The sequence below is a fragment of the Rhizomonospora bruguierae genome (assembly GCF_018397995.1).
Classification (GTDB): domain Bacteria; phylum Actinomycetota; class Actinomycetes; order Mycobacteriales; family Micromonosporaceae; genus Rhizomonospora; species Rhizomonospora bruguierae.
This window is the reverse complement of sequence record NZ_BBQH01000020.1, coordinates 80,338-102,898: the sequence shown is the minus strand read 5'-3', so window position 1 is coordinate 102,898 and position 22,561 is coordinate 80,338. Positions and strand designations below refer to the sequence as shown.

15 protein-coding genes and 1 pseudogene are annotated in these 22,561 nt (G+C 74.8%); 10 read left to right on the top strand and 6 right to left on the bottom strand.

The features are described from left to right. Nucleotides 1-45: 45 nt before the first annotated feature. Entirely contained in the window at nt 46-3,672 is a 3,627-nt protein-coding gene (gene mfd, locus KJS59_RS11550) for a transcription-repair coupling factor (RefSeq protein ID WP_213452833.1), read from the bottom strand. Nucleotides 3,673-4,058: 386 nt separating this feature from the next. On the opposite strand from mfd, the gene ppc reads away from it, so the two are divergent. Continuing rightward, nucleotides 4,059-6,836, top strand: coding sequence for a phosphoenolpyruvate carboxylase (gene ppc, locus KJS59_RS11545; protein WP_213452912.1), 2,778 nt, complete (start codon nt 4,059-4,061; stop codon nt 6,834-6,836). Between the two features lie 109 nt (nt 6,837-6,945). On the opposite strand, the gene KJS59_RS11540 is transcribed toward ppc, so the two are convergent. The 4 genes and pseudogenes from KJS59_RS11540 to KJS59_RS11525 form a co-directional block, all read right to left on the bottom strand. Continuing rightward, a complete protein-coding gene (locus KJS59_RS11540; RefSeq protein ID WP_213452832.1) occupies nt 6,946-7,659 on the bottom strand; it encodes an ABC transporter permease in 714 nt (237 codons plus the stop codon). Then, nucleotides 7,660-8,571: an ABC transporter ATP-binding protein gene (locus tag KJS59_RS11535; protein WP_213452831.1), complete on the bottom strand. Its 912-nt coding sequence runs from the start codon at nt 8,569-8,571 to the stop codon at nt 7,660-7,662. Continuing rightward, nucleotides 8,568-9,455, bottom strand: a complete 888-nt coding sequence (locus KJS59_RS11530) for an ABC transporter permease (protein WP_213452830.1) — start codon at nt 9,453-9,455, stop codon at nt 8,568-8,570. Before KJS59_RS11530 ends, KJS59_RS11535 begins: the two co-directional genes overlap by 4 nt. Beyond that, a pseudogene (locus tag KJS59_RS11525) lies at nt 9,442-10,269 on the bottom strand (ABC transporter ATP-binding protein); the annotation flags it as partial. The pseudogene KJS59_RS11525 and the gene KJS59_RS11530, both read right to left, overlap by 14 nt. A gap of 274 nt (nt 10,270-10,543) precedes the next feature. On the opposite strand from KJS59_RS11525, the gene cysC reads away from it, so the two are divergent. From cysC to KJS59_RS11490, 7 genes are all read left to right on the top strand, one after another. Then, nucleotides 10,544-12,070 carry an adenylyl-sulfate kinase gene (gene cysC, locus KJS59_RS11520; RefSeq protein WP_213452828.1) on the top strand — a complete coding sequence of 509 codons (1,527 nt, stop codon included), beginning with the start codon at nt 10,544-10,546 and terminating at the stop codon, nt 12,068-12,070. A gap of 168 nt (nt 12,071-12,238) precedes the next feature. Beyond that, nucleotides 12,239-13,885, top strand: a complete 1,647-nt coding sequence (locus KJS59_RS31755; RefSeq protein ID WP_213452827.1) for a tyrosine-protein kinase domain-containing protein — start codon at nt 12,239-12,241, stop codon at nt 13,883-13,885. Next, on the top strand, nt 13,882-15,249 hold the full coding sequence (locus KJS59_RS11510) for a hypothetical protein (protein ID WP_213452826.1): 1,368 nt from the start codon (nt 13,882-13,884) through the stop codon (nt 15,247-15,249). Before KJS59_RS31755 ends, KJS59_RS11510 begins: the two co-directional genes overlap by 4 nt. Further along, complete coding sequence (locus KJS59_RS11505; RefSeq protein ID WP_213452825.1) at nt 15,246-16,484, top strand: phosphotransferase; 1,239 nt, start codon at nt 15,246-15,248, stop codon at nt 16,482-16,484. Before KJS59_RS11510 ends, KJS59_RS11505 begins: the two co-directional genes overlap by 4 nt. 5 nt (nt 16,485-16,489) lie before the next feature. Continuing rightward, the gene (locus tag KJS59_RS11500) at nt 16,490-17,362 is read left to right on the top strand and encodes a sulfotransferase domain-containing protein (RefSeq protein ID WP_213452824.1); all 873 of its coding nucleotides are present in this window, start codon (nt 16,490-16,492) and stop codon (nt 17,360-17,362) included. After that, entirely contained in the window at nt 17,359-18,837 is a 1,479-nt protein-coding gene (locus KJS59_RS11495; protein WP_213452823.1) for a lipopolysaccharide biosynthesis protein, read from the top strand. Before KJS59_RS11500 ends, KJS59_RS11495 begins: the two co-directional genes overlap by 4 nt. A 16-nt stretch (nt 18,838-18,853) precedes the next feature. Beyond that, nucleotides 18,854-19,636: a class I SAM-dependent methyltransferase gene (locus KJS59_RS11490; protein ID WP_213452822.1), complete on the top strand. Its 783-nt coding sequence runs from the start codon at nt 18,854-18,856 to the stop codon at nt 19,634-19,636. Between the two features lie 42 nt (nt 19,637-19,678). Here the strand turns inward: KJS59_RS11490 and KJS59_RS11485 are convergent, their stop codons facing one another. Next, nucleotides 19,679-20,542 (bottom strand): WecB/TagA/CpsF family glycosyltransferase, encoded by an 864-nt coding sequence (locus tag KJS59_RS11485; RefSeq protein ID WP_213452821.1) that lies wholly within the window; start codon nt 20,540-20,542, stop codon nt 19,679-19,681. A gap of 71 nt (nt 20,543-20,613) precedes the next feature. On the opposite strand from KJS59_RS11485, the gene KJS59_RS11480 reads away from it, so the two are divergent. Together KJS59_RS11480 and KJS59_RS11475 are read left to right on the top strand one after the other, a co-directional pair. Further along, nucleotides 20,614-21,573 carry a sulfotransferase family protein gene (locus KJS59_RS11480; protein WP_213452820.1) on the top strand — a complete coding sequence of 320 codons (960 nt, stop codon included), beginning with the start codon at nt 20,614-20,616 and terminating at the stop codon, nt 21,571-21,573. Next, nucleotides 21,570-22,502, top strand: a complete 933-nt coding sequence (locus KJS59_RS11475) for a glycosyltransferase family A protein (protein ID WP_213452819.1) — start codon at nt 21,570-21,572, stop codon at nt 22,500-22,502. The genes KJS59_RS11480 and KJS59_RS11475 overlap by 4 nt, the downstream gene beginning before the upstream one ends. Nucleotides 22,503-22,561: the final 59 nt, after the last annotated feature.

Genomic DNA, 22,561 nt, shown 5'->3' with positions numbered 1-22,561 from the left:
GTCATCCTCCGTCAATCATCGAACTGCGCAGGTCACTGTCTCACGTCACGCGGTGGTGGCCGCGACCGGCTCCCCGAGCACGTCGCGCAGCAACTGCGCGCACCACTCCAGCAGTGCCTGGTCGCGCAGCGGCTCCCCGCCGACCCGCCGGGTGCTCGGGCGCGGCACGCTGACCTGGTCCGTCGCGGACTTGTAGACCGCGTCCGGGTGGTACCGCTTGAGCCGCAACTGCTTGGAGTCCAGCAGGACGAGCGGGGCGAACCGCACGTGCCTGCCCTGCACGGAGACGTCGGTGAGCCCGTACGCCCTGGCCAGCAGCCGGAACCGGGCCACCGCCACCAGGTTCTGCACCGGGGCCGGCGGCTCGCCGTACCGGTCGGTCAGCTCGGCCACGGTCTCGGCCAGGGCCGTGCCGTCCCGCGCCTCGGCGAGCTTGCGGTACATCTCCAGGCGCAGCCGCTCGACCGCGATGTAGTCGTGCGGCAGGTGCGCGTCGACCGGCAGGTCGATCTTGACCTCGGGCAGCTCCTCCTGCCGCTCGCCCTTGAACGCCTGCACCGCCTCGCCGACCATCCGCACGTACAGGTCGAAGCCGACGCCCTCGATGTGCCCGGACTGCTCGCCGCCGAGCAGGTTGCCGGCGCCGCGGATCTCCAGGTCCTTCATCGCCACGTACATACCGGCGCCCAGTTCGGTGTGCTGGGCGATGGTGGCCAGCCGCTCGTGGGCGTGCTCGGTGAGCGGCTTCTCCCGCGGGTACAGGAAGTACGCGTACGCCCGCTCGCGGCCCCGGCCGACCCGGCCGCGGATCTGGTGCAGCTGGGCCAGGCCGAGCAGGTCGGCCCGCTCCACGATCAGCGTGTTCGCGTTCGGGATGTCGATGCCCGACTCGACGATCGTGGTGCAGACCAGGACGTCGTACTCCTTCTCCCAGAAGCCGACCATGATCCGTTCGAGGGCGTCCTCGCCCATCTGGCCGTGCGCCACCGCGACCCGCGCCTCGGGCACCAGCTCGCGGATCCGCCGGGCCGCCTTCTCGATCGACTCCACCCGGTTGTGCAGGTAGAAGACCTGCCCGTCGCGGAGCAGCTCGCGGTGGATGGCCGCGGCGACCTGCTTGTCGTCGTACCCGCCGACGAACGTCAGGACCGGGTGCCGCTCCTCCGGCGGGGTGGCGATGGTGGACATCTCCCGGATGCCCGTGATCGCCATTTCCAGGGTGCGCGGAATCGGGGTGGCGGACATGGTCAGCACGTCCACCGAGGTGCGCAACTGCTTGAGGAACTCCTTGTGCTCCACCCCGAAGCGCTGCTCCTCATCGACGACGACCAGGCCGAGCCGCTTGAACCGGGTGGCGCTCTGGAGCAGCCGGTGGGTGCCGATCACCACGTCGACGGTGCCGTCGCCGACCATCTCCAGGGTCCGCTCGCTCTCCTTCGGGGTGGCGAACCGGGAGAGCTGACGGATCTCGATCGGGAACTGGCTCATCCGCTCGGAGAACGTCGTGTGGTGCTGCTGCGCGAGCAGGGTGGTGGGCACCAGCACGGCCACCTGCTTGCCGTCCTGCACCGCCTTGAACGCCGCCCGCACCGCGATCTCGGTCTTGCCGTACCCGACGTCGCCGCAGATCAGCCGGTCCATCGGGGAGCGCTGCTCCATGTCCCGCTTGACCTCTTCGATCGCGGCGAGCTGGTCCGGCGTCTCGGTGTACGGGAAGGCGTCCTCCAGCTCGCGCTGCCACGGGGTGTCCGGGCCGAAGGCGTGCCCCTCGGCCGCCTTGCGGGCGGCGTACAGCTGGACGAGCTGCGCGGCAATCTCGCGGACCGCCCTGCGGGCGCGCGCCTTGGCCTTCTGCCACTCGGCGCCGCCCATCTTGTGCAGGGTCGGCGCCTCCCCGCCCACGTACCGGGAGAGCTGGTCGAGCTGGTCGGTCGGGACGAACAGCCGGTCGCCCGGCTGGCCCCGCTTGCTCGGCGCGTACTCGATCACCATGTACTCGCGGGACGCGCCGTTGACGGTGCGCTGCACGAGTTCCACGTACCGGCCGATGCCGTGCTGCTCGTGCACCACGAAGTCGCCGGCGCGCAGCTCCAGCGGGTCGATGGTGTTGCGCCGCCGGCTGGGCAGCTTGCGCATGTCCCGGGTGGACGAGCCGCGCCCGCCGGTGATGTCGTTGCCGGTGACGACGGCCAGCCGGGCCGCCGGGTCCAGGAAGCCGTGGTTGAGCGAGCCGCGGGTGACGACCAGGTCGCCGGCGCCGGGCGGCTCGGGCAGTTCCTCGGTCATCGCGGCGCCGTGGCCGGCGTCCCGCAGCACCTCGACCGCCCGCTGCGCCGGCCCCTGCCCCTCGAACACCAGCACCACCGACCACTTGTCGGAGCGCCACTGCTCGAGATCCTTCAGCAGCCGGGCGGTCTCGCCGTGGTACAGCGGGACCGGCTGGGCGGACAGCGTCGCCGACTCACCCTCGTCGACCGGCACGTCGGCGTCCTCGACCGGGTCCTCCCACGGCGCCGGCTCGGGCAGCGGCCGGGCGGGCGGGTCGTCGGCGAGCCCGAAGGGGGCCAGCGACCACCACGGCTGGCCCAGCTCGCGGGCGGCGGTGCGCACGTCGGCGAGGGTGCGGAAGGCGGCGGCGCCCAGGTCGATCGGGGCCCTGCCGCCGGTCGCCGCGGCGGCCCAGCTCGCCGCCAGGAACTCCGCCGAGGTGCGCACCAGGTCGTGCGCCCGGGTGCGGATGCGCTCCGGGTCGCACAGCAGCACCAGGGTGTCCTTCGGCATGCAGTGCGACAGCAGCTCCATGGAGTCGGTGCCGTCCAGCAGGGCGGGCGCGAACGACTCCATGCCCTCGACCGGGATGCCCTCGGCCAGCTTGTCCAGGATCTCGGCCAGCTCCGGGTGGCGCTCGCTCAGCTCGGCGGCGCGGGCCCGGACCGGCCCGGTCAGCAGCAGTTCCCGGCAGGGCGGCGCCCAGAGCCGCGTTACCGCCTCGATCGTGCGCTGGTCGGCCACCGCGAAGGTGCGGATCTCCTCGACCTCGTCGCCCCAGAACTCGACCCGCAGCGGGTGCTCGCTGGTCGGCGGGAAGACGTCCAGGATGCCGCCGCGCACGGCGAACTCGCCGCGCTTGGTGACCAGGTCGACCCGCGCGTACGCCATGTCGGACAGGCGGCGGGCCACGCCCGCCAGGTCCGCCTCCGCGCCCGGGCGCAGCTCCACCGGCTCCAGGTCGCCGAGGCCCTTGAGCTGGGGCTGGAGCACCGAGCGGACCGGCGCGACGACCACCCGCAGCGGCCCGGCGGCCTCCTGCGGGTGGGCCAGCCGGCGCAGCACGGCCAGCCGGCGGCCGACCGTGTCCGACCGCGGGGAGAGCCGCTCGTGGGGCAGCGTCTCCCAGGACGGGTAGACGGCGATCTCCGCCGGCGGCAGCAGGCTGCCCAGCGCTGCCGCCAGGTCGTCCGCCTCCCGGCTGGTCGCGGTCACCGCCAGCAGCGGGCGCCCGGCGCCGCCCGCGTCGGGCTGCGCCGCGATCGCCGCGGCCACGAACGGGCGCAGCGCCGGCGGCGCGGTCAGGTCGAGCTGGTCGACGACCGAGCCGGGGCGGGCCCGCTCTCGGGTGCGGGCGAACGCGGGATCGGCGAGGGCGGCCGGCAGGAGCCCGGCGAGTCTCATGGCTGGCCCTTCGGTATTGCAGGCGATTGTGCCCGCTGCGCCGGCCGGGCAGGCTCCACGCACGGCGGCCGCGGCACGGGGCGTGGGCGCACGCAAGGAGCCCCCGATCCAGGCGGAGACGGGGGGTTGGGTCCCCAGCGTATCCCGGCCAGCCGACAGATTCCGGTTCGCCACCACCCGGACCGGAACCGACATAGGCTGCCAACTGATGAGCGAGGCTCGCCTTGGCGGGAGCCACGGCGCGTCACCATCGGCGTGCGCTGAGAGATGGCGCACAGCCGTGGCCCGCCGGTCACCCGCCCTCGATACGATGCCCGCTGCGGGACAGCGCCGTCCGGATCGGGTCCACCTAGGGAGGCGCCTTGACCGTCCTGACACCGGAGTCGTTGAGCGAGGCCGCGGACCGCGACGCGGCGCTGCGGGCCGACATCCGCCGGCTCGGCACCCTGCTCGGTGAGACCCTCACCCGGCAGGAGGGCCGGGCCCTGCTGGACCTCGTGGAGGAGGTCCGCGCCCTGGTCCGCGCGGACGCCGGGACCGCGGCCGGCCGGCTCGCCGCGCTCGACGTGACCACCGGCACCAAGCTGGCCCGTGCCTTCTCCACCTACTTCCACCTGGCCAACGTCACCGAGCAGGTGCACCGCGCCCGGGACCTGCAACGCCGGCGCGCCCGGCACGGCGGCTGGCTGGACCAGGCGGCCAAGCTGATCGCCGAGCGCGGCGTGCCGGCCGACGAGATCGCCGCCGCCGCCCGCCGCCTCGCGGTCCGCCCGGTCTTCACCGCCCACCCGACCGAGGCCGCCCGCCGGTCGATCCTGTCCAAGCTGCGCGCGATCGCCGACGAACTGGACGCCGAGTCCGCCGCCGCCGTGCTCTTCGGCGCGCACGACACCGCCCGCGCCGACCGCCGGCTCGCCGAGATCCTGGACCTGCTCTGGCAGACCGACGAGCTTCGGCTCAGCCGCCCCGACCCCACCGACGAGGCCCGCAACGCCGTCTACTACCTGCGGGACCTGTACGCCGACGCGGCGCCCCGGGTGCTGGAGGACCTGGCCGACACGCTGCGCAGCCTCGGCGTGGAGACGGCGCCGACCGCCCGGCCGCTCACCTTCGGCACGTGGATCGGCGGCGACCGGGACGGCAACCCGTTCGTCACCCCGGCCGTCACCCGGGACGTCCTGCTGATCCAGCACGAGCACGGGCTGCAGGCCACCGAGGCGGCGCTCGAGGGGCTGATCAACGAGGTGTCGGTCTCCCGCCGGCTGCGCGGCGTCTCCCTCGACCTGTCCGCCAGCCTCGCCCGGGATCTGGACGCCCTGCCGGAGGTCGCCGAGCGCTTCCGCCGGGTCAACGCCGAAGAGCCGTACCGGCTCAAGGCGCGCTGCGTGTTGACGAAGCTCAACAACACCCGGCTGCGGCTGGCCCGCAACACCCCGCACGTGCCGGGGCGGGACTACCGCGGCTCGGCCGAACTGATCGCCGACCTGGAGCTGATCCGCGGCTCCCTGGCCCGCAACGCCGGCCAGCTCACCGCGGTCGGCCGGCTCGCCTCGGTGATCCGCACCATCGCCGCGTTCGGGCTGCACCTGGCCACCCTGGACGTCCGCGAACACGCCGAGGCGCACCACGCGGTCCTGGCGCAGATGTACGCCCGGGTCGGTGAGACGCCCGAGTACACCGGGCTGACCCGCGAGCAACGCACCGACCTGCTCGCCCGCGAGCTGTCCGGCCGCCGCCCGCTGGCCGGTGTGGACATCGCGCTCACCGACACCGCCCGCAAGACGTTCGACGTGTTCGGCACCATCCGCGAGGTGCAGGACCGATTCGGCGCCGAGGTCATCGAGTCCTACATCATCTCGATGACCCTCGGGGTGGACGACGTGCTCGCCGCCGCCGTCCTGGCGCGCGAGGCCGGCCTCGTCGACGTGCACAGCGGCCGCGCCCGCGTCGGCTTCGTCCCCCTGCTGGAGACCCCCGCCGAACTGGACGCCGGCGGCGCCCTGCTGGACCAGATGCTCTCCCTGCCCGCGTACCGGGCGATCGTGCGTGCCCGGGGCGACGTGCAGGAGGTGATGCTCGGCTACAGCGACTCCAACAAGGAGGCCGGCATCACCACCTCGCAGTGGGCCATCCACCGCGCCCAGCGCGCGCTGCGCGACGTGGCCGCCCGGCACGGGGTCACGCTGCGCCTGTTCCACGGCCGCGGCGGCACCGTCGGCCGCGGCGGCGGCCCCACCCACGAGGCGATCCTCGCCCAGCCGTACGGCACCCTCGACGGCGCGATCAAGGTGACCGAGCAGGGCGAGGTCATCTCCGACAAGTACACGCTGCCGGCGCTCGCCCGGGAGAACCTCGAACTGACCGTCGCGGCCGTCCTCCAGGCCACGCTGCTGCACACCGCCCCGCGCCAGCCGGCCGAGCAACTGGAGCGCTGGGACTCGGCGATGAACCTCGTCTCCGACGCCGCCTACCGCACGTACCGGGACCTGGTGGAGGACAAGGACCTCCCCGAGTACTTCTGGGCCGCCACCCCGACCGAGCTGCTCGGCGCGCTGAACATCGGCTCCCGGCCCGCCAAGCGCCCCAACACCGGCGCCGGGCTCGGCGGCCTGCGCGCCATCCCGTGGGTCTTCGGCTGGACCCAGTCCCGCCAGATCGTCCCCGGCTGGTACGGCGTCGGTTCCGGCCTCGCCGCCGCCCGCGAGGCGGGCCTGTCCGGCGTGCTCGCCGAGATGCACGGCAGCTGGCACTTCTTCCGTACGTTCCTGTCCAACGTCGAGATGATGCTGGCCAAGACCGACCTGTCGATCGCCCGCCGCTACGTCGAGACCCTGGTACCCGAGCCGCTCCACCCGATCTTCGGCAAGATCGAGCGCGAGTACGAGAAGACGGTGGCGGAGTTGCTGCGCATCAGCGGCGAGTCGACGCCGCTGGACGCGTCCCCGGTGCTGCAACGCACGCTCGCGGTCCGGGACACGTACCTGGAGCCGCTGCACCACCTCCAGGTGGCGCTGCTGGCCCAGTACCGGGATTCCGGCGCCTCGGGGCGGGCCATCGCGACCGCGCCGGGCGGCCACCGCAACGGCGGCGCGGACCCGACGCTGGAACGCGCGCTGCTCACCACCGTGAACGGCATCGCCGCCGGCATGCGCAACACCGGCTGACGGTCAGGCGCCCCCGGGGAGCCTCTGTACCTGTCGCTCAACCAGATCCGGCAGGTGCCGGGCCGCCCCGGCCGGGCAGCGAACACGCCGCCGGCCGGGGCGGTCCGGGTCAGGAGGTTTCGCCGGCGACCGAGAAGGAGCGCAGGCGGTCGATGGCCAGCACCGTGCTCACCACCGTCAGGACCGCGGACATGATGAGCGCCACGGTCAGCGACACCCGCCCGGTCAGCAGTTCGGACCGGGCCACCGCGTCGGTGATCGAGAGCGTGTACTGCTGGACGCTGAGCACCCGGGTCCCGGACACCAGGTTGCTGAGCAGGCCCTCCCAGACCAGCACGTACAGCAGGCCGAGCAGCACCGGCCGGCGGGTGACGAGGCTGAGCAGCAGGAAGATGGCCGTGTAGACCAGGGACCCCACCGCGGCACCGACGATCAGGGAGAGTCCCAGCCGGACGGAGCCGGTGAGCGCGCCGGCAAGGTACAGCGGGACCGCCACCGCCACGGTCGTGACGCCGACCGCGACGGCGAGCTTGGCGAGGATGATCTGGCTGCGGGGCAGCGGCTTGGTGAGGATGTGGACGATGGTCCCGTCATCGATCTCGGAGCCGAGGACGCCGGTGCCGACGATCAGCGCGGTGATCGGGATGAGCACGGACAGGCCCAGCCCCTCGATGACCGGGGTGGCCCACTGCACGGCGGAGACGCCGGCGTAGCGGGCGATGGCGGCCAGGCCGACGAGGATGACCGGGAGCGGAAACAGCAGCAGGAAGCGGCGGCGGCCGAACAGCCCCCGCGCGGTGATCCAGGCGACGGTGGTGTTCACTCAGGCCTCCACCAGGTAGGAGAAGACGCTCTCCAGGGACTCGTCCGAGGGGAGCAGTTTCTGCACGCGCACACCCTCGGCGAGCGCGATCTTGGCGAACGCCCGGGTGAAGCTGCCGTAGTCGCCGGCCCGGACGGTCAGGCCGGTCTTGTCGATCTCGACGCCGGCGACCGACGGCTGACCGATCAGCGCGACCGCGAGCCGGCGGTCGTCGCTGGACTGGATGGCGAAGACGTGCGGGCGGTTAGTCATCAGCCGGCGGATGGTGCGGTAGTCGCCGGAGGCGGCGAGCCGGCCGGCGACGATCACCTGGACCGTGCCGGAGACCTGCTCCACCTCCTCGAGGATGTGCGAGCTGAACAGGATGGTCCGGCCGGCGTCGCCGAGGGTGTGCAGCAGGTCCATCATGTGCAGGCGCTGGCGCGGGTCCATGCCGTTGAACGGCTCGTCCAGCAGCAGCACCCCCGGCTCGTGGACCAGGGCGGCGGCGACCCGGGTGCGCTGGCGCATGCCCTTGGAGTACGTGTCGATGCGCCGGTCCTGGGCGTCGGTCATCTCGACCTGTTCGATGGCCCGCCGCGCGGCGGCGACCGGATCCGGCAGCTTGTGCAGCCGGGCCGATGCCTCGACGAACTCGCGGGCGGTGAGGAACCCGTGCACGGCCTCCTTCTCGCTGACCAGGCCGAGCCGCCGGTAGACGGCCGGATTGCGCCAGGTGGACTCCCCGTCCAGGGTGACGGTCCCCCGGGAGGGGGCGAGGAAGCCGGCCATCATGTGCAGCAGCGTCGTCTTGCCGGCGCCGTTCGGGCCGAGCAGGCCGGTGACGCCGGGGCCGAGGGTCATGCTGACGTCGTTGACGGCGACCACGTTGCCGTACCAGCGGGAGACCCCGGCCAGGGTGATGTCGGTCATCGGGCGACCTTCCGGTAGCGGGCCAGCAGGCCGAGGACGCAGGCGGCGGCGAGCAGCACGGTGACCAGGCCGTAGAGCGGGCCGTAGGTGCCAATGCCGAAGTTGTCCTCACCCGCGGCGCCCTGGCCGAACAGCCAGTCGCCGACGCCGCCGACCAGCGTGAGCGGGCTGGCCAGTCCGGCCAGTTGGCGGGAGGTCTCGGAGGGCAGCACGGACAGCACACCGACGACCGGCGTGGTGAGCAGGAAGACCGCCACCACGGCGCCGGCGGCGACCGCGCGGCGGCCGATCAGGGACGCGACGAGGATGGCGATCGCCGAGAAGAGGATCGCGTAGATGGCGCAGTAGGCGGCGCCGCCGAGAAAGTCGACGAACTCGTCCCAGATCTTGCCCGGGCCGCCCTTCAGGGTGAACGCGGCGCCGATGAACATCAGCAGCAGCGGGCCGGCGAGCAGCAGGAACACGGCGGACCCGAGCGCGCCGAGCTTGGCCAGCGCGTAGTCGGTGCGGCTGATCGGCCGGGAGAAGTACAGCGGCAGGACGCCGCTCTTGAGGTCCCGGGAGACCAGTTCGGGGGCGACGATCGCGCAGAAGAAGATGGTCAGCAGGCTGAGCTGCTGGGGAAACTGGTCGTAGGTGAGCGGCACGGCGCCGGTCTGCGCCCGGATGGCGACCAGCACCGCGGCGACCAGCCCGGCGATGCCGACCACCAGCCACGGGAAGATCTTCGCCTTGGCGCTGCGGCCCAGCCCGAAGGAGGAGCGCAGGCCGTGCTCGTACAGCGAGCGGGTGGCGTACCCGCGGCCCAGCCGGGGCCCCGAGTAACGCTGGTAGCCAATGTCGTGGATGACGCCCGTTGGCGTCGCCTGCTCAGGCGCGGCCACCGACGGCCTCCTTCGTGGTGAACAGCTCGGCGACGCGGTGGCGGCGCCGGTCCAGGCGGTGCAGTGGCAGGTCCAGCTCGGCCACGGCGGTGAGGATGCGGTCGTAGGTGGTCTCGTCGGCCAGCGGGACCAGCACCAGCCGGCCGTCCCGCTGCGGGGCGAGCCCGAGCTTGTCGAGCTGGGTGACGAGCTCGTCGGTGCCCTCGCTGACCTCGACGGCCAGCACGTCCCGGCTGGTGGTCATGGCGGAGACGGCGTCGGAGCGCAGCAGTCGGCCGCCGTCGATCGCGACGAGGTGATCGCAGATCCGCTCCACCTCGCCGAGCAGGTGCGAACAGACCAGGACGGCGATGCCGAACTCGGTGCCGATCCGCTGGACCAGGTTCAGCATGGCGTCCCGGCCGGCCGGGTCCAGGCCGTTGGTGGGCTCGTCGAGCAGGAGCAGGTCGGGGTCGTGCACCAGCGCCTGGGCCAGCTTGACCCGCTGCTTCATGCCGGTCGAGTACCCGCCGATCTGCCGGTACCGCTCCTCGTACAGGCCCACGTGGCGCAGCGCCTCGGAGGCGCGCTCCCGGGCGGTGGCCCGGGGCAGGCCGCTGATGCGGCCCATGTGGGTGACGAACTCGGCGGCTGCCATGTCCGGCGGGAGCGCCTCGTGCTCCGGCATGTAGCCGACCCGGGCCCGCACCTGCTCCGCCTGGGTGGTGGGGTCGAGTTCCAGGACCCGCGCCTGACCCGACGTGGGCGGCAGCAGGCCGAGTAGGATCTTGATGAGCGTGGACTTGCCGGCGCCGTTGGCGCCGACCAGCCCGATGATGCCCGGCTCGACCCGCAGTGTGAGGTCCGACAGGGCGGTGACCCTGCCGTTGTACTGCTTCGTCAGCGACTGGGTCGCGATGAGTGCCACGGTGCCAGGGTAGGGACATTCGTCTCCCTCCGTGATCCGTCGACACCCCCGCCCTCCCCTGACTTATCGACGCACCGTCACCTTAGGGGCCGGGCAGGCGGGGCAGGCTCGACCGGACGGCGCCCGGCTGCGAAACTGTGTGTCCGCCGGGGGGACGGGCCCGGCGGCCGAGGGGAGATCGATGAGCGGGTGGGTGCTGCCGGACGAGGTGCTGCGGGACGCACCCTCGTACACGCCGCGGGCGTACGAGCTGGCCGACCTGGAGCTGCTGCTGTCCGGGGCGTACGCACCGCTGACCCGCTTCCTCGGCCGCGCCGACCTGGCCGCCATCGCCCGCCGGGGCCGGTTGGCGGACGGTACGAGTTGGAACGTGCCGATCACCCTCGAGGTGCCCGCCGCCCTGGTGGACCGGCTGGACCTGAACAACCCGCTCCAGCGCGCCCTGGTCATCACGGACCCGGAGGGCGCCCCGGTCGCGGCGGTGGACGTCACGGATCTGTGGCCCACCCGCGAGGGCCGGCACGGCGTCGGCGGCGCGGTCCGCCGGCTGGGCGACGGCGGGCACGGGCCGTTCCAGCGGCTGCGCCGCACCCCGGCGGAGGTGAGGGCGCTGCTGCCACCGGGCCGGGTGCTCGGCGTGGTGGCGGACCGCCCGCTGCACCGCCCGCAACTGGCCCAGATCGCGCACGCCGCCCGCACGCTCGGCGCCCACCTGCTGGTGCTGATCCCGGTGACCGAACCGGGGCCGGGCGGCCTGGCGCCGGAGGTGCTGGTCCGGGCCGTGTTCGCCGCCCGGGACCGGATGCCCCCGGTCACCTTCGTGGCGGTCCCGCTGACCCGGCGCGGCGACGAGATCCGCGACGCCCTGCTGCGGGCCCGGGTGGCCGCCGCGTACGGGGTGACGCACCTGCTGTCCACCGGGGAGATGCTCTCCGGGGGCGGACCCCGGGTCCTGGTCCCCCGGGAGCTGGCCTACGACAACCGGGACGGCCAGTGGCGCTGGCGGGACGACATCCCGCCGCGCAACCGGAAGCTGGCGCTGCGCCCGGAGGAGATCGACGACCTGCTGGACCGAGGCTTCCCGCTGCCCGAGTGGCACACCCCGCCCGCGGTCGCCAAGGAGTTGGCCCGGGCCCGCCCGCCGCGGCGGCACCGGGGCTTCGTGCTGTTCTTCACGGGGCTCTCCGGCTCCGGCAAGTCCACGATCGCCCGGGGCGTCACGGACGCGCTGCGGGAGACCGGCGAGCGCACGGTCACGCTGCTGGACGGGGACGTGGTGCGCCGCGAGCTGACCGCCGGCCTGGGTTTCAGCCGGGCGGACCGGGACACCAACGTGCGCCGCATCGGCTGGGTGGCGGCGGAGATCGCCCGCCACCACGGCGTGGCCATCTGCTGCCCGATCGCCCCGTACGCGCCGGCCCGGGCGACCGCGCGGGCGATGGCCGAGGTGGCCGGGGCGGGTTTCGTGCTGGTGCATGTGGCCACCTCGCTGGAGGTCTGCGAGCTGCGCGACCGCAAGGGCCTGTACGCCAAGGCGCGGGCCGGCCTGCTCACCGGCATGACCGGGGTGGACGACCCGTACGAGGAGCCCACCGACGCGGAGCTGACGGTGGACACGACGGAGCTGAGCGTCGAGGAGGCGGTCCGGACGGTACTCACGCACCTGACCGAGACGGGCTGGGTCGAGCCCCGGTTGTCTCCCCGGTAGGGGCGGGCGGCTGCCGGTCCGGCGGGGCGAAGCGGGGCTGGCGTCGTCGTTCTACCACCACGCGTCATCGATGCGGATCATCCCGACAGTTACGTCCGTGGCGGACCGGCGTTTACCCCCTCAGGGGCCGCCGCCCCCATCGCCGCCACGAAGGGTTCCTCCGCTCCCATGGACTCCACGCGCCCGTCGTACGACCTGTCGGACTACCTCGGCATGTTCCGGCGGCACTGGTGGGTCATGCTGCTGCTCACCGCCGCCGGGCTCGGCGCGGCCGCCGCCGTCACCCGCGCCCAGCCCCCGGTGTACGCGGCCAGCACGTCGGTCCTGGTGCAGCCGGCCGGCCCGGACACCACGCTGGTGAACGGCCGGACCAAGGGGACGATCAACCTGGACACCGAGGCCCAGCTGGTGCGGTCGACCGCGGTGGCGGCCGGGGCCGGCGCGTTGCTGGGCAGCACGGCGCCGCCGAACGAGTTGGCCCGGTCGGTGGCCGTCGAGGTGCCGGCGAACACCGCGGTGCTGGCCATCTCGTACACCGCCGCCACGCCGGCCGGGGCGCGGGCGGGCTCGCACGCGTTCGCCGAGGCGTACCTGCGCAACCGCGAGGACAGCGCCCGCGCCGAGCTGACCGCGCAGGCCACCGCCCTGGAAGCCAAGCTGAAGCAGGTCAACGGGGAGCTGAGCCGGGTCAACGCCCGGCTGGCGGGCGCCGCGCCGAACAGCTCGCAGCGGGCGATCCTGGCCAGCCAGCGGGACACCGCGGTCAAGCAGATCAACTCGCTGACCGACCGGCTGAACGAGCTGTCCACGGCGACCGTCAGCGCCGGACGGATCATCAGCGACGCGCCGCTGCCGCGCCGGCCGGTCCGGCCGGAGCCGCTGCTGAACCTCGCCACCGGCGGGGCACTCGGGCTGCTGCTCGGCGTCGGCCTGGCGGTCCTGCGGCAGCGGCTGGACCGGCGGGTCCGGCGGGCCGCCGACGCCTCCCGCGGTACCGGGGTGACCGTGCTGGCCGCGCTCGACCGGCACGGCGCGCCCCGGTTCGACGACGTGCTGGCGCCGCACGGGACCGGCGGGCGGATCTTCCAGCGGCTGCGCAACGAGGTGCTGGCCAGCCTCGCACCGCACGACCGGGTGGTGCTGGTGACCGGCGCCAGCCCGGGTTGCGCGGCCACGCTGGTCGCGGCGAACCTGGCCGCCTCGCTGGCCCGCACCGGGCGGGAGGTCGTGCTGGTCGGCGCCCAGTTGCCGGAGAGCCTGCTGGACACCAACCCGCTCGCCCGGATCTTCGGGGTGGCGCCCGCGCCGGGCCTGTCGGACGTGCTGGCGGGCCGGGTCGGGTTGGCCGAGGCGGTGCGGCGGGCACCCCGGCACCCGTGGCTGCGGGTGATCACGGCGGGCGGCACCGCCAGCGCGGCCGGGCTGCTCCAGTCGCAGCGGCTGCGGGACACCCTGGACACGCTGCGCGGCCGGGCGGACTGGATCGTGGTGGAGGCGCCGTCCACCGCCACCGGCGCGGACGCGCAGAGCCTCGCCAGCCTCGCCGACGCGGCGATTCTGGCCGTGGAGGTGCGCCGCACCCGGCGCCCGGAGGTGGTGGACGCCGCGGAGCAACTGCGCCGGGTGGGTACCCCGGTGCTGGGCGCCGTGATTCTGCCGAGGCTGCCGCACAGCGACGAGGCCGTCCCGCCGGCGCCGGGTGGCGGGGAGCCGGCGCCGGCCACCGGGTCCGCGCCCCGCGACCAGGCGGACCTGGACGGCGAGGAGTCCACGATGGTGCTCAATCGGGTCCCGGGTACCGGGTCGGCGCGATGACCGCGGCGGCGCCGGCGCGGACCCGGGTGCCCGAGCCGGAGCCGCCCGGCGGGACGGGGTCGGTGCGCCTGCCGGCCTGGCCGCTCGCCGGCACGCTGCTGCTGTACCCGCTGTGGTGGGCCCTCGGGCTGGGCGTGCTGATCTTTCCGCTGATGGCGGTGCCGATGGCGTTCGCGCTGCTCCGCGCGCACGGGCGCGGGCGCCCGCTGCGGCTGCCCCCGGGGTTCGCGCTCTGGGCGCTGTTCCTCGCGGCGGTGGTCATCAGCATGGGCGCGCTGGGCGTGGACCCGCCGGGCACCGTGCCGGGGACGGCGGCGAGCCGGCTGCTGGGCGTGCTGTTCCGGCTCGGCGGGTACCTGTCGCTGACGGTCCTGCTGCTCTACGCGGGCAACCTGCGCGAGGCGGAACTGCCCCGGCGCCGGCTGGTCCGGCTGCTCGGCTGGCTGTTCGTGGTGACCGTGGCCGGCGGGCTGCTCGGCCTGGCCGCCGGGCGCTTCGAGTTCACCTCCCCGGTGGAACTGCTGCTGCCCCCGCACGTGCGGGACATGGGCTTCGTGCAGTCGCTGGTCCACCCGTACGCCGCGCAGATCATGGACCTCATCGGCCAGGCCACCCCCCGGCCGGCGGCGCCCTGGGGGTACACGAACACCTGGGGCAACAACTTCTGCCTGCTGGTGGTGTGGTTCGTGGCGGCGGTCTGGGGCGAGGCCACCCGCACCCGGACCCGGCTGCTGGCGCTGGCCTGCCTGGCGGTCTCCGTGGTCCCCGTGGTGTTCTCGCTGAACCGGGGGCTGTGGATCGGCCTCGGCGTGGCGGCGCTGTACGCGGTCGCCCGGCTGGCCCTCGCCGGCCGGGTCTGGGCGATCGGCGCCCTGGTCGCGGCCGCGCTCGCGCTCGGCACCGCGCTCGCGGTCACCCCGCTCGGCGGGGTGGTCGGCGCGCGGCTGGACAACGGCAAGTCCAACGGCGTCCGGTCGTACCTGATGGGGAAGGTCCTGGACGGGGTGGCCGGCTCGCCGGTGATCGGCTACGGGTCCACCCGGACCACGGCGGGCGGGCGGAACTCGATCGCCATCGGGCAGAGCCCGGACTGTGCCCACTGCGGCAACTTCACCATCGGCGGCACCGGGCAACTCTGGCAGGTGCTGTACGCGCACGGCCTGCTCGGCACCGTCGCCTACCTCGGCTTCTTCGGGTACGGGCTGTGGCGGTTCCGCCGCGACCGCACCCCGGTCGGGCTGGCCGGCGGCGCCGCCATCGCCGGCTCGTTCGCCGCGACGCTCTGGTACAACGCGCTGGTCACCCCCCTGGCCTTCGCGTTCCTGGCCTACGCCCTGCTGTGGCGGGACGAGGCGGTGGCATGACGGTCAAGACCGCGCCGGCCGCCCTGACCGGCCGCGACGCCGCGCTGCGGGCGCGGTACCTGCACGAGGTGCTGGACGTGCTGTACCCGTCGCCGTGCACCCGCGAGCGCCGGCCACCCAGCGGTTCGGCCCGGGTCGCCGAATACGTGGTGCTGCCGGACAAGCGCCGGCCCCGGCTGCTCGTACCGGCCCGCTCGGGGCGGGTGGCCGCCGCCGCCGTGGAGCGGTACGCGGAGCCGCAGTCCCGGCTGGGCCGACTGAAGCGGGATGCCGCGGCGCTCGCCCTGCGCAGCGGCGCTGGCCGGGTGCTGTTGCGGCAGCGGGTACGGGTGGCCGCGCCCGCCCTCGGTCACGGCATCGACGGGTACCTGCGCGAAGCGCTCGGCACCGACCTGCTGCTCAGCGTCCACATCGGACCGGTGCGGGCCAACCGCAAGCCGGTGCTGCAACTGCTCACCCCGGCCGGCGACACGGTCGGCTTCGCCAAGCTCGGCACCGGGCCACTGACCCGCCGACTGGTCCGGACGGAGATGGCGGCACTCACCGCACTGGCCGATGTGGACCTTCGCCACCTGACCGTCCCGGCCCTGCTGCACGCCGGCCGGTTCCACCGGAACCAGGTCATGGTGCAGTCGGCGCTGCCGGTCTGGCGGCCGCGCGCGGCGGCCGACCCGCGGCGGCTCGCGACCGCGATGGTGGAGGTCGCCGGCGCCGCCCGCACCACGCACGGCCGGCTGGACCGCAGCCCGTACCGGAGCATCCTGCGCGCCCGGCTGGACGCGGTGGTCACCACCGCCGAGGGGCGGGCGCTCGGCGCCGCCGCCGAGCGGCTGTTCCAGCGGGCCGGAACGATGACGCTGCGGTACGGCGCCTGGCACGGCGACTGGGCGCCGTGGAACATGGCCGTCCTTTCGGACACGATCCTCGTCTGGGACTGGGAGCGGTTCACCACCGGCGTCCCGATGGGCTTCGACGCCCTGCACCACGAGCTACAGCGGCGGATCCAGGCCAGCACCGACCCGGTCGACGCCGTCGAGCGGACCGTGCGGGCCGCCGGCGCGCTGCTCGCCCCGTTCGACGTGCCGGCCGCCACCCGCCCGGCGACCGCCCTGCTCTACCTGGTCGACCTCGCCGTGCGCTACCTGGCCGACCGCCAGGCCGAGGCCGGCGCCCGCCTCGGCGTGCTCGGCACCTGGCTGCTGCCCGTCCTGATCCGCCGCGTCGAGGAGTTGTAACCACCATGGACGCCACCAGGGTGCCCGCGCCCGTGAAGGCGGTGGTGCACGCCGGTTCCCGCTCGTACGGGAGGGTCACCGCCGGGCGGCGGGTGCTGCCGTCGTTCCTCATCTGCGGGGGCCAGCGCTGCGGCACCACGTCCCTGTACCGGGCGCTCGCCGCCCACCCGGCCGTGCTCAAGGCCGTGCTGCACAAGGGCGTGCACTACTTCGACACCTCGTACCACCGGGGCATGCGCTGGTACCGGGGGCACTTCCCGCTGGCGCGGACGGCCCGGCGGATCGGCAGCGACCTGGGCGTGCGCCCGCAGGCGTTCGAGTCCAGCCCGTACTACCTGTACCACCCGCTCGCCGCCGGCCGGATCGCCGCCGACCTGCCCGGGGTCAGGCTGATCGCGCTGGTCCGCGACCCGGTCGAGCGGGCGTACTCGCAGCACGCCCACGAACTGGCGCGCGGCTTCGAGGACGAGCCGTCGTTCGCCCGCGCGCTGGCGAAGGAGCCGGCACGGCTGCGCGGGGAGCACGAGCGGCTGGCCGCCGACCCGGCGTACCGCAGCTTCGCCCACCAGCACCACGCGTACCGGGCCCGCGGCGAGTACGCCACACACCTGGCGACGCTCGCCGCGGCGGTCGGCCGCGAACGGGTGCTGGTGCTGGAGAGCGAACGCCTCTTCGCCCAGCCCCGCGCCGTGTACGACCGGGTGCTGGCGTTCCTCGGCCTGCCGGCACTGGGCTACCCCGAGTTCGACCGGCACAACGCCCGCCCCCGCTCCGCACCGATGGACGCGGCGGTGCGCGCCGAACTGACCCGCCACTACGCCCCGCACGACGAGCGCCTGGCCGCCTGGCTGGGCCGTACCCCGGTGTGGCACCTATGACCCTTGTGGACGCCCCACCCAGGGCGGTCGCGGCGGTTGCCCGGGGCGGGTTGGCGAACCTGGCCGGCGCCGGCTTCGCGGGCGCCGCCGGGGTGGCGGTCACCTGGCTGGTCGCGCGGGCGCTCGGCCCGGCGCACGCGGGCGCGTTCTTCGCCGCCACCGCCGCGTTCACGCTGGTCGGCGGCGTCGCCCGGCTCGGCACGCCGACCGGCCTGGTGTACTGGCCGGCCCGGCTGCGCGCCCGCGGCGAGACCCGGCTGCTCGGCACCTGCCTGCGCGCCGGGTTGCTGCCGGTCGCCGCCGTCTCGGTGCCGCTGGCCGCCGGGGTGTGGCTCGCGGCGCCCCGGTTCGCCCACGGGTACGCCGCCGAGTTGCGCCTGCTCGCGGCCTTCCTGCCGCTCGCCGCGCTCGGCGATGCGCTGCTGGCCGCCACCCGCGGGTACCGCGCCATGCGCCCGACCGTCCTGCTGGACAAGCTCGCCCGCCCCGGCCTGCAACTGGCCGGGATCGGCGCGCTCGCCACCACCGCCCTGCCGCCGGGCCCGTACGCCGTCGCCTGGGCCGCGCCGTACGCGCCGGTCGCCGCGCTCGCCGCGTACGCCCTGAGCCGCGCGCACGCGGGCGTCGCACCCCCGCCGGGCGGCGCCCGGGTGGAGTCCGTGGTGGCGTCGGCCGCACGCCGGGCGCTGGCCCGCCGGTTCTGGGCGTTCACCGCGCCGCGCGCCGCCGCCCAGGCCGCGCAGACCGCCCTCCAGCGGGTGGACGTGCTGCTGGTCGCCGCGCTCGGCGGGCTGCCCGCCGCCGCCCTGTACGCCGTCGCCGGCCGGTTCGTCGTCCTCGGCCAACTCGTCAACCAGGGCGTCTCCCAGGCGGTCCAGCCCCGGCTCGCGGAGGCGCTGGCCACCGGGGACACGGCCACCGCCAACCGCCTCTACCGGGCCGCCACCGGCTGGCTGGTCCTCGCCACCTGGCCGCTGTACCTGCTGGTCATCGCGTGCGCGCCGGGGTACCTGCGGCTGTTCGGCGACGGGTACGCCGCCGGTGGCCCGATCGTCGCGGTGCTGGGCGTCGCGGTGCTGGTCGCCAGCGGCTGCGGCATGGTCGACATGGTTCTGTCGATGGGCGGGCGCACCCTGTGGAACCTCGGCAACGTGGCGCTCGCCCTGGCCGTCATGGTCGCCCTCGACCTCGCGCTGATCCCCCCGCTCGGCGCGCTCGGCGCCGCGATCGGGCTGGCCGCCGCCATCCTGGTCAACAACCTACTCCCGCTCGCCCAGGTGTACCGCGCGCTGCGCGTGCACCCGTTCGGCGCCGGCACGCTCGCCGCCGCCGGACTCGCGGTCGCCTGCTTCGGCGTACCGCCGCTGGTGCTCGGCCGGGGCGGGGCCGCGCTGGTCGCGACCCTGGCCGCCGGTGGCGCCGCATACCTGCTCGGCGCGCTCCGGCTGCGCCGGGTCCTCGCCCTGTCCCTTTAGCCCATGGGGGAGTTTCTTGCGTACCGACTACACCGAGATCTTCCAGGACCCCGCCGCCGCCGAGAAGTACGAGACCGTGGTCTACGCCCCGGACAGCTACGCGTCGGCCGTGAACGAGCGGCAGCGCCGGTACCTGCGCGCCCTGGTGCTGCGCTCGTTCCCCGACCGCCGGCCGGTGCAGCACGACTTCGCCTGCGGCACCGGCCGGGCGATCCGGACCCTGCACGGGCTGGTCCGGGCGGCGCACGGGTACGACACCAGCGCCGCCATGCTCGCCAAGGCCGCCGAGGTGGGCGCGCCCGCCGCCCTGCACGAGGTGCCCGCCACCGGACCGGTGCCGGCGCCCGTCACCGCCGGCACCCCGGCGATCGTGACGATCTTCCGGCTGCTGCTCAACGTGGACGACGCCACCCGTCACCGGGCGCTGGGGTTCGCCGCCCGGGCGCTGCCCCACCACCGGGCCGGCCTGCTGGTGGTGGAAAACCACGGCAACCGCGCCTCGCTGCGGCACCTGCGCGGCCGGCGGCGCCGCGGCGACTCCTGGTTCGCCGAACTCTCCCACGACGAGGTCACCACGCTGCTGGCCCGGCACGGGTTCACCGTCGTCGAGCGGCGCGGCTGCGCGATGGTCCCCCAGGGCTGGTACTCCCGCCGCTGGCTACGCCCCCTCGCCCGGCTCGTCGACGGGGTGGGGGTCCGGTTGCCGTTGCTCAGCGGTTTCGCGGTCGACGTGCTCTACGTCGCCCGCCGCACCCACCCCGCCTCGACCGCCACGCATCCGGACGCGGCCACCTGGTAGCCATACGCCGCGCTCCTGCGCGCGCTGGGTCCGCCGGCCCGGTCAGCGGCGGAGGGTGGAGCGGGCCAGGAGCCGGGCGGCATACGGGACGTCGTGGAGCAGGTAGCGCGCGGCCAGGCGGCGCGGTTCGGCGGCGAGGCGGTGGGTCCATTCCAGGCCGGCGCGCTGCATCCAGCCCGGCGCGCGGCGGCGGTCGCCCGCGGCGAAGGCGATGGCGGCCCCGCAGCCGAGAAACCAGGCGGCGGGCAGGTGGCCGCGCAGCCGGTCGATGATCCCCTCCTGGCGGGGGAAGCCCAGCCCCACGAGGACGAGGTCCGGCTTGGCCTCGATCACTGGGGCGAGGGCGGCGGCCAGGGAGCGGGGGCTGGCGTGGAAGCCGTACTCGGGGCTGTGCGCGCCGGCGATGCGTAGTCCCGGGCAGGCGGCGGCGAGTTCGCCGGCGGCTCGGCCGGCGCCGTCGCGCCAACCGGGGTCGGCGGGTTCGCCGCCGAGCAGGTAGACGGAGCGCCCGTCCCGGGCGAGTCCGGCGGAGAGGGTCCGGACGAGGCTGGCTCCGGTGACCCGTTCGGGGAGCCGGCGGCCGGCGAGTCGGGCGGCCCACAGCAGCGGCCGGCCGTCGGCGACCACGAGGTCGGCGCCGGCCAGCAGCGCGCGGACCGCCGGGTCGGTGCGGGCCTGGCGCAGGATGTCGACGTTCGGCGTGACGATGCGGCCGCCGGTGCCGCGGACGAGGGCGCCGCGGACGAGCGCGACCACCTCGGCCTCGGTCACCGCGTCGAGCGCGATCCCGTCCAGGATCACCCGCGCCGAACGTCCGGTCGCCGCCCCGGTCACCGCGTCGATCGCGCCGCCGCCGCCGGCCGGCCGCGACGGTAGTCCGAGCGCGGGTTCGTAGAGATCAGCCATGGCATTCCCTCGGGATAATTCGGTCGTTATACGCATGAAACGAGCCAATCCGGGGAAAGGTCAGCAAACCGGTGACACGCGTGCTGTTCGTCGGCGGCCTGGGCCGCAGCGGTACCACCCTGATGGAGCGGATCCTGGGCCAGTTGCCCGGCGCCCACGCACTCGGCGAGGTGGTCCATCTCTGGCAGCGGGACCTGCGGGCGGACGAGCGCTGCGGGTGCGGCTCCCGGTTCTCGGGGTGCGCGTTCTGGCGGGCGATCGGCCAGGAGGCGTTCGGCGGCTGGCACCGGGTCGACGTGGACCGGATCGCCGCGCTCCAGGCGGCGGTCGAGCGGACCCGGCACATCCCGCGGATGGCCCGCCAGCGCCTGGCCGAGCGGCGCCGGCACCTGATCGAGGAGTACGCCGGCTGGTACGCCTCGGTCTACGCCGCCGCCGCCAAGGTGGGCGGCGCCGAGGTGGTCATCGACTCGTCCAAGCACAGCGCCCTGGCGCACTGCCTGCGGTGGTCGGCGCCGGCCGGGCTGGACCTGCGGGTGGTGCACGCGGTCCGGGACCCGCGCGGGGTCGCGTACTCGTGGACCAGGACCGTGGCCCGCCCGGAGGCGGACGGGGACCAGATGACCCGCTACACCCCGGGCCGCTCCGCTCTGCTGTGGACCGCGCACAACGCCGCGTTCGAGCTGCTTGAGCGGCGGGGCGTGCCGCTGCGGCGGGTCCGGTACGAGCAGTTCCTCGCGGACCCGCGCGGCACGGTGCGGGACCTGGCCGCGTTCGCCGGCCTGACCGTCACCGACGCGGACCTGGCGTTCCTCGGCGACGAGCACGCCGACCTGCGCCCGGGGCACAGCGCGGCGGGCAACCCGATGCGGTTCGCCGTGGGACGGGTGCCGCTGCGCCGCGACGATGCCTGGCTGGCCGGGCTGCCGGCGAAACAGCGCCGCCTGGTGGGCGCCGTCTGCGCGCCGATGCTCACCGCGTACGGGTACCCGCTGCGCGCGGGGGCGCTCGCCCGGCGGGTACCGGCATGAGTCCCACCATCGCGCGGTGGCCCTCGGTCGGCGTGGTCATCCCGACCCGGAACCGCCCGGAGCTGCTGCGCCGGGCGCTGGACTCGGTCCGGGCCCAGGACTATCCCGGCGTCCTGCGCACCCTGGTGGTGTACGACCGGAGCGAACCCGACACCAGCCTGGCCGTCGACGGCGACCGCCCGGTCGGCGTGACGGCCAACGCCCGGGTACCGGGGCTGGCGGGCGCGCGGAACACCGGCATCGTGGCGCTGGCCACGGACCTGGTGGCGTTCTGCGACGACGATGACGCGTGGGCGCCCGGGAAGCTGCGCCGGCAGGTGGGCCGGCTGGTCGCGGAGCCCACGGCCGAGATGGCGACGTGCGCGATCGAGGTGACCTACCGGGGCGCCACGACGCCGCGCCTGGCCGGGGTGGATTCGGTGCCGGTGGACGCGCTGGCCCGGTCCCGGATGGCGATGCTGCACTCGTCGACGTTCCTGCTGCGCCGGGCGGCCCTGGTCGACCCCACCCGGCTGGGCCTGGTGGCCGAGGACGCCCCGGGCAGCCAGAACGAGGACTGGGACCTGCTGCTGCGGGCCGCCCGCCGGCACCCGGTCGCGCACCTGGACGAGCCGCTGGTCCGGGTCCTGTGGGGCGGCGGCTCGCACTACGCGTACGAGTACGGCACGAAGATCAGCTCGCTGCGCTGGATGATCGACCGGCACCCGGAGATCGCCGGCTGCGCGCCCGGCGCCGCCCGCGTCTACGGGCAGCTCGCCTGCTGGTCGGCGGCGACCGGCAACCGCGCGGACGCGTGGCGCTGGACCCGCGAGGCGGTCCGCAACAACTGGCGCGAACCCCGCGCGGCCATCGCCCTGGCGGCGATGAGCGGCGCGGTCCGGATGGAGACCGTCCTGGACGCCCTGCACCGTCGCGGCCGCGGCATCTGACCCGCGGAAGGCCGCCGGAATCCGTGCGGTAATGTTCGTATGTGTTGAATGGTGTTCGG

Bases quoted from the DNA above. Each gene is read 5' to 3' on its own strand.
- KJS59_RS11535 (WP_213452831.1), bottom strand. From the start codon at position 8,571: ATGACCGACATCACCCTGGCCGGGGTCTCCCGCTGGTACGGCAACGTG.
- KJS59_RS11475 (WP_213452819.1), top strand. From the start codon at position 21,570: ATGAGTCCCACCATCGCGCGGTGGCCCTCGGTCGGCGTGGTCATCCCG.
- KJS59_RS11505 (WP_213452825.1), top strand. From the start codon at position 15,246: ATGACGGTCAAGACCGCGCCGGCCGCCCTGACCGGCCGCGACGCCGCG.
- KJS59_RS11495 (WP_213452823.1), top strand. From the start codon at position 17,359: ATGACCCTTGTGGACGCCCCACCCAGGGCGGTCGCGGCGGTTGCCCGG.
- KJS59_RS11485 (WP_213452821.1), bottom strand. From the start codon at position 20,542: ATGGCTGATCTCTACGAACCCGCGCTCGGACTACCGTCGCGGCCGGCC.
- KJS59_RS11510 (WP_213452826.1), top strand. From the start codon at position 13,882: ATGACCGCGGCGGCGCCGGCGCGGACCCGGGTGCCCGAGCCGGAGCCG.
- KJS59_RS11500 (WP_213452824.1), top strand. From the start codon at position 16,490: ATGGACGCCACCAGGGTGCCCGCGCCCGTGAAGGCGGTGGTGCACGCC.
- mfd (WP_213452833.1), bottom strand. From the start codon at position 3,672: ATGAGACTCGCCGGGCTCCTGCCGGCCGCCCTCGCCGATCCCGCGTTC.
- KJS59_RS31755 (WP_213452827.1), top strand. From the start codon at position 12,239: ATGGACTCCACGCGCCCGTCGTACGACCTGTCGGACTACCTCGGCATG.
- cysC (WP_213452828.1), top strand. From the start codon at position 10,544: ATGAGCGGGTGGGTGCTGCCGGACGAGGTGCTGCGGGACGCACCCTCG.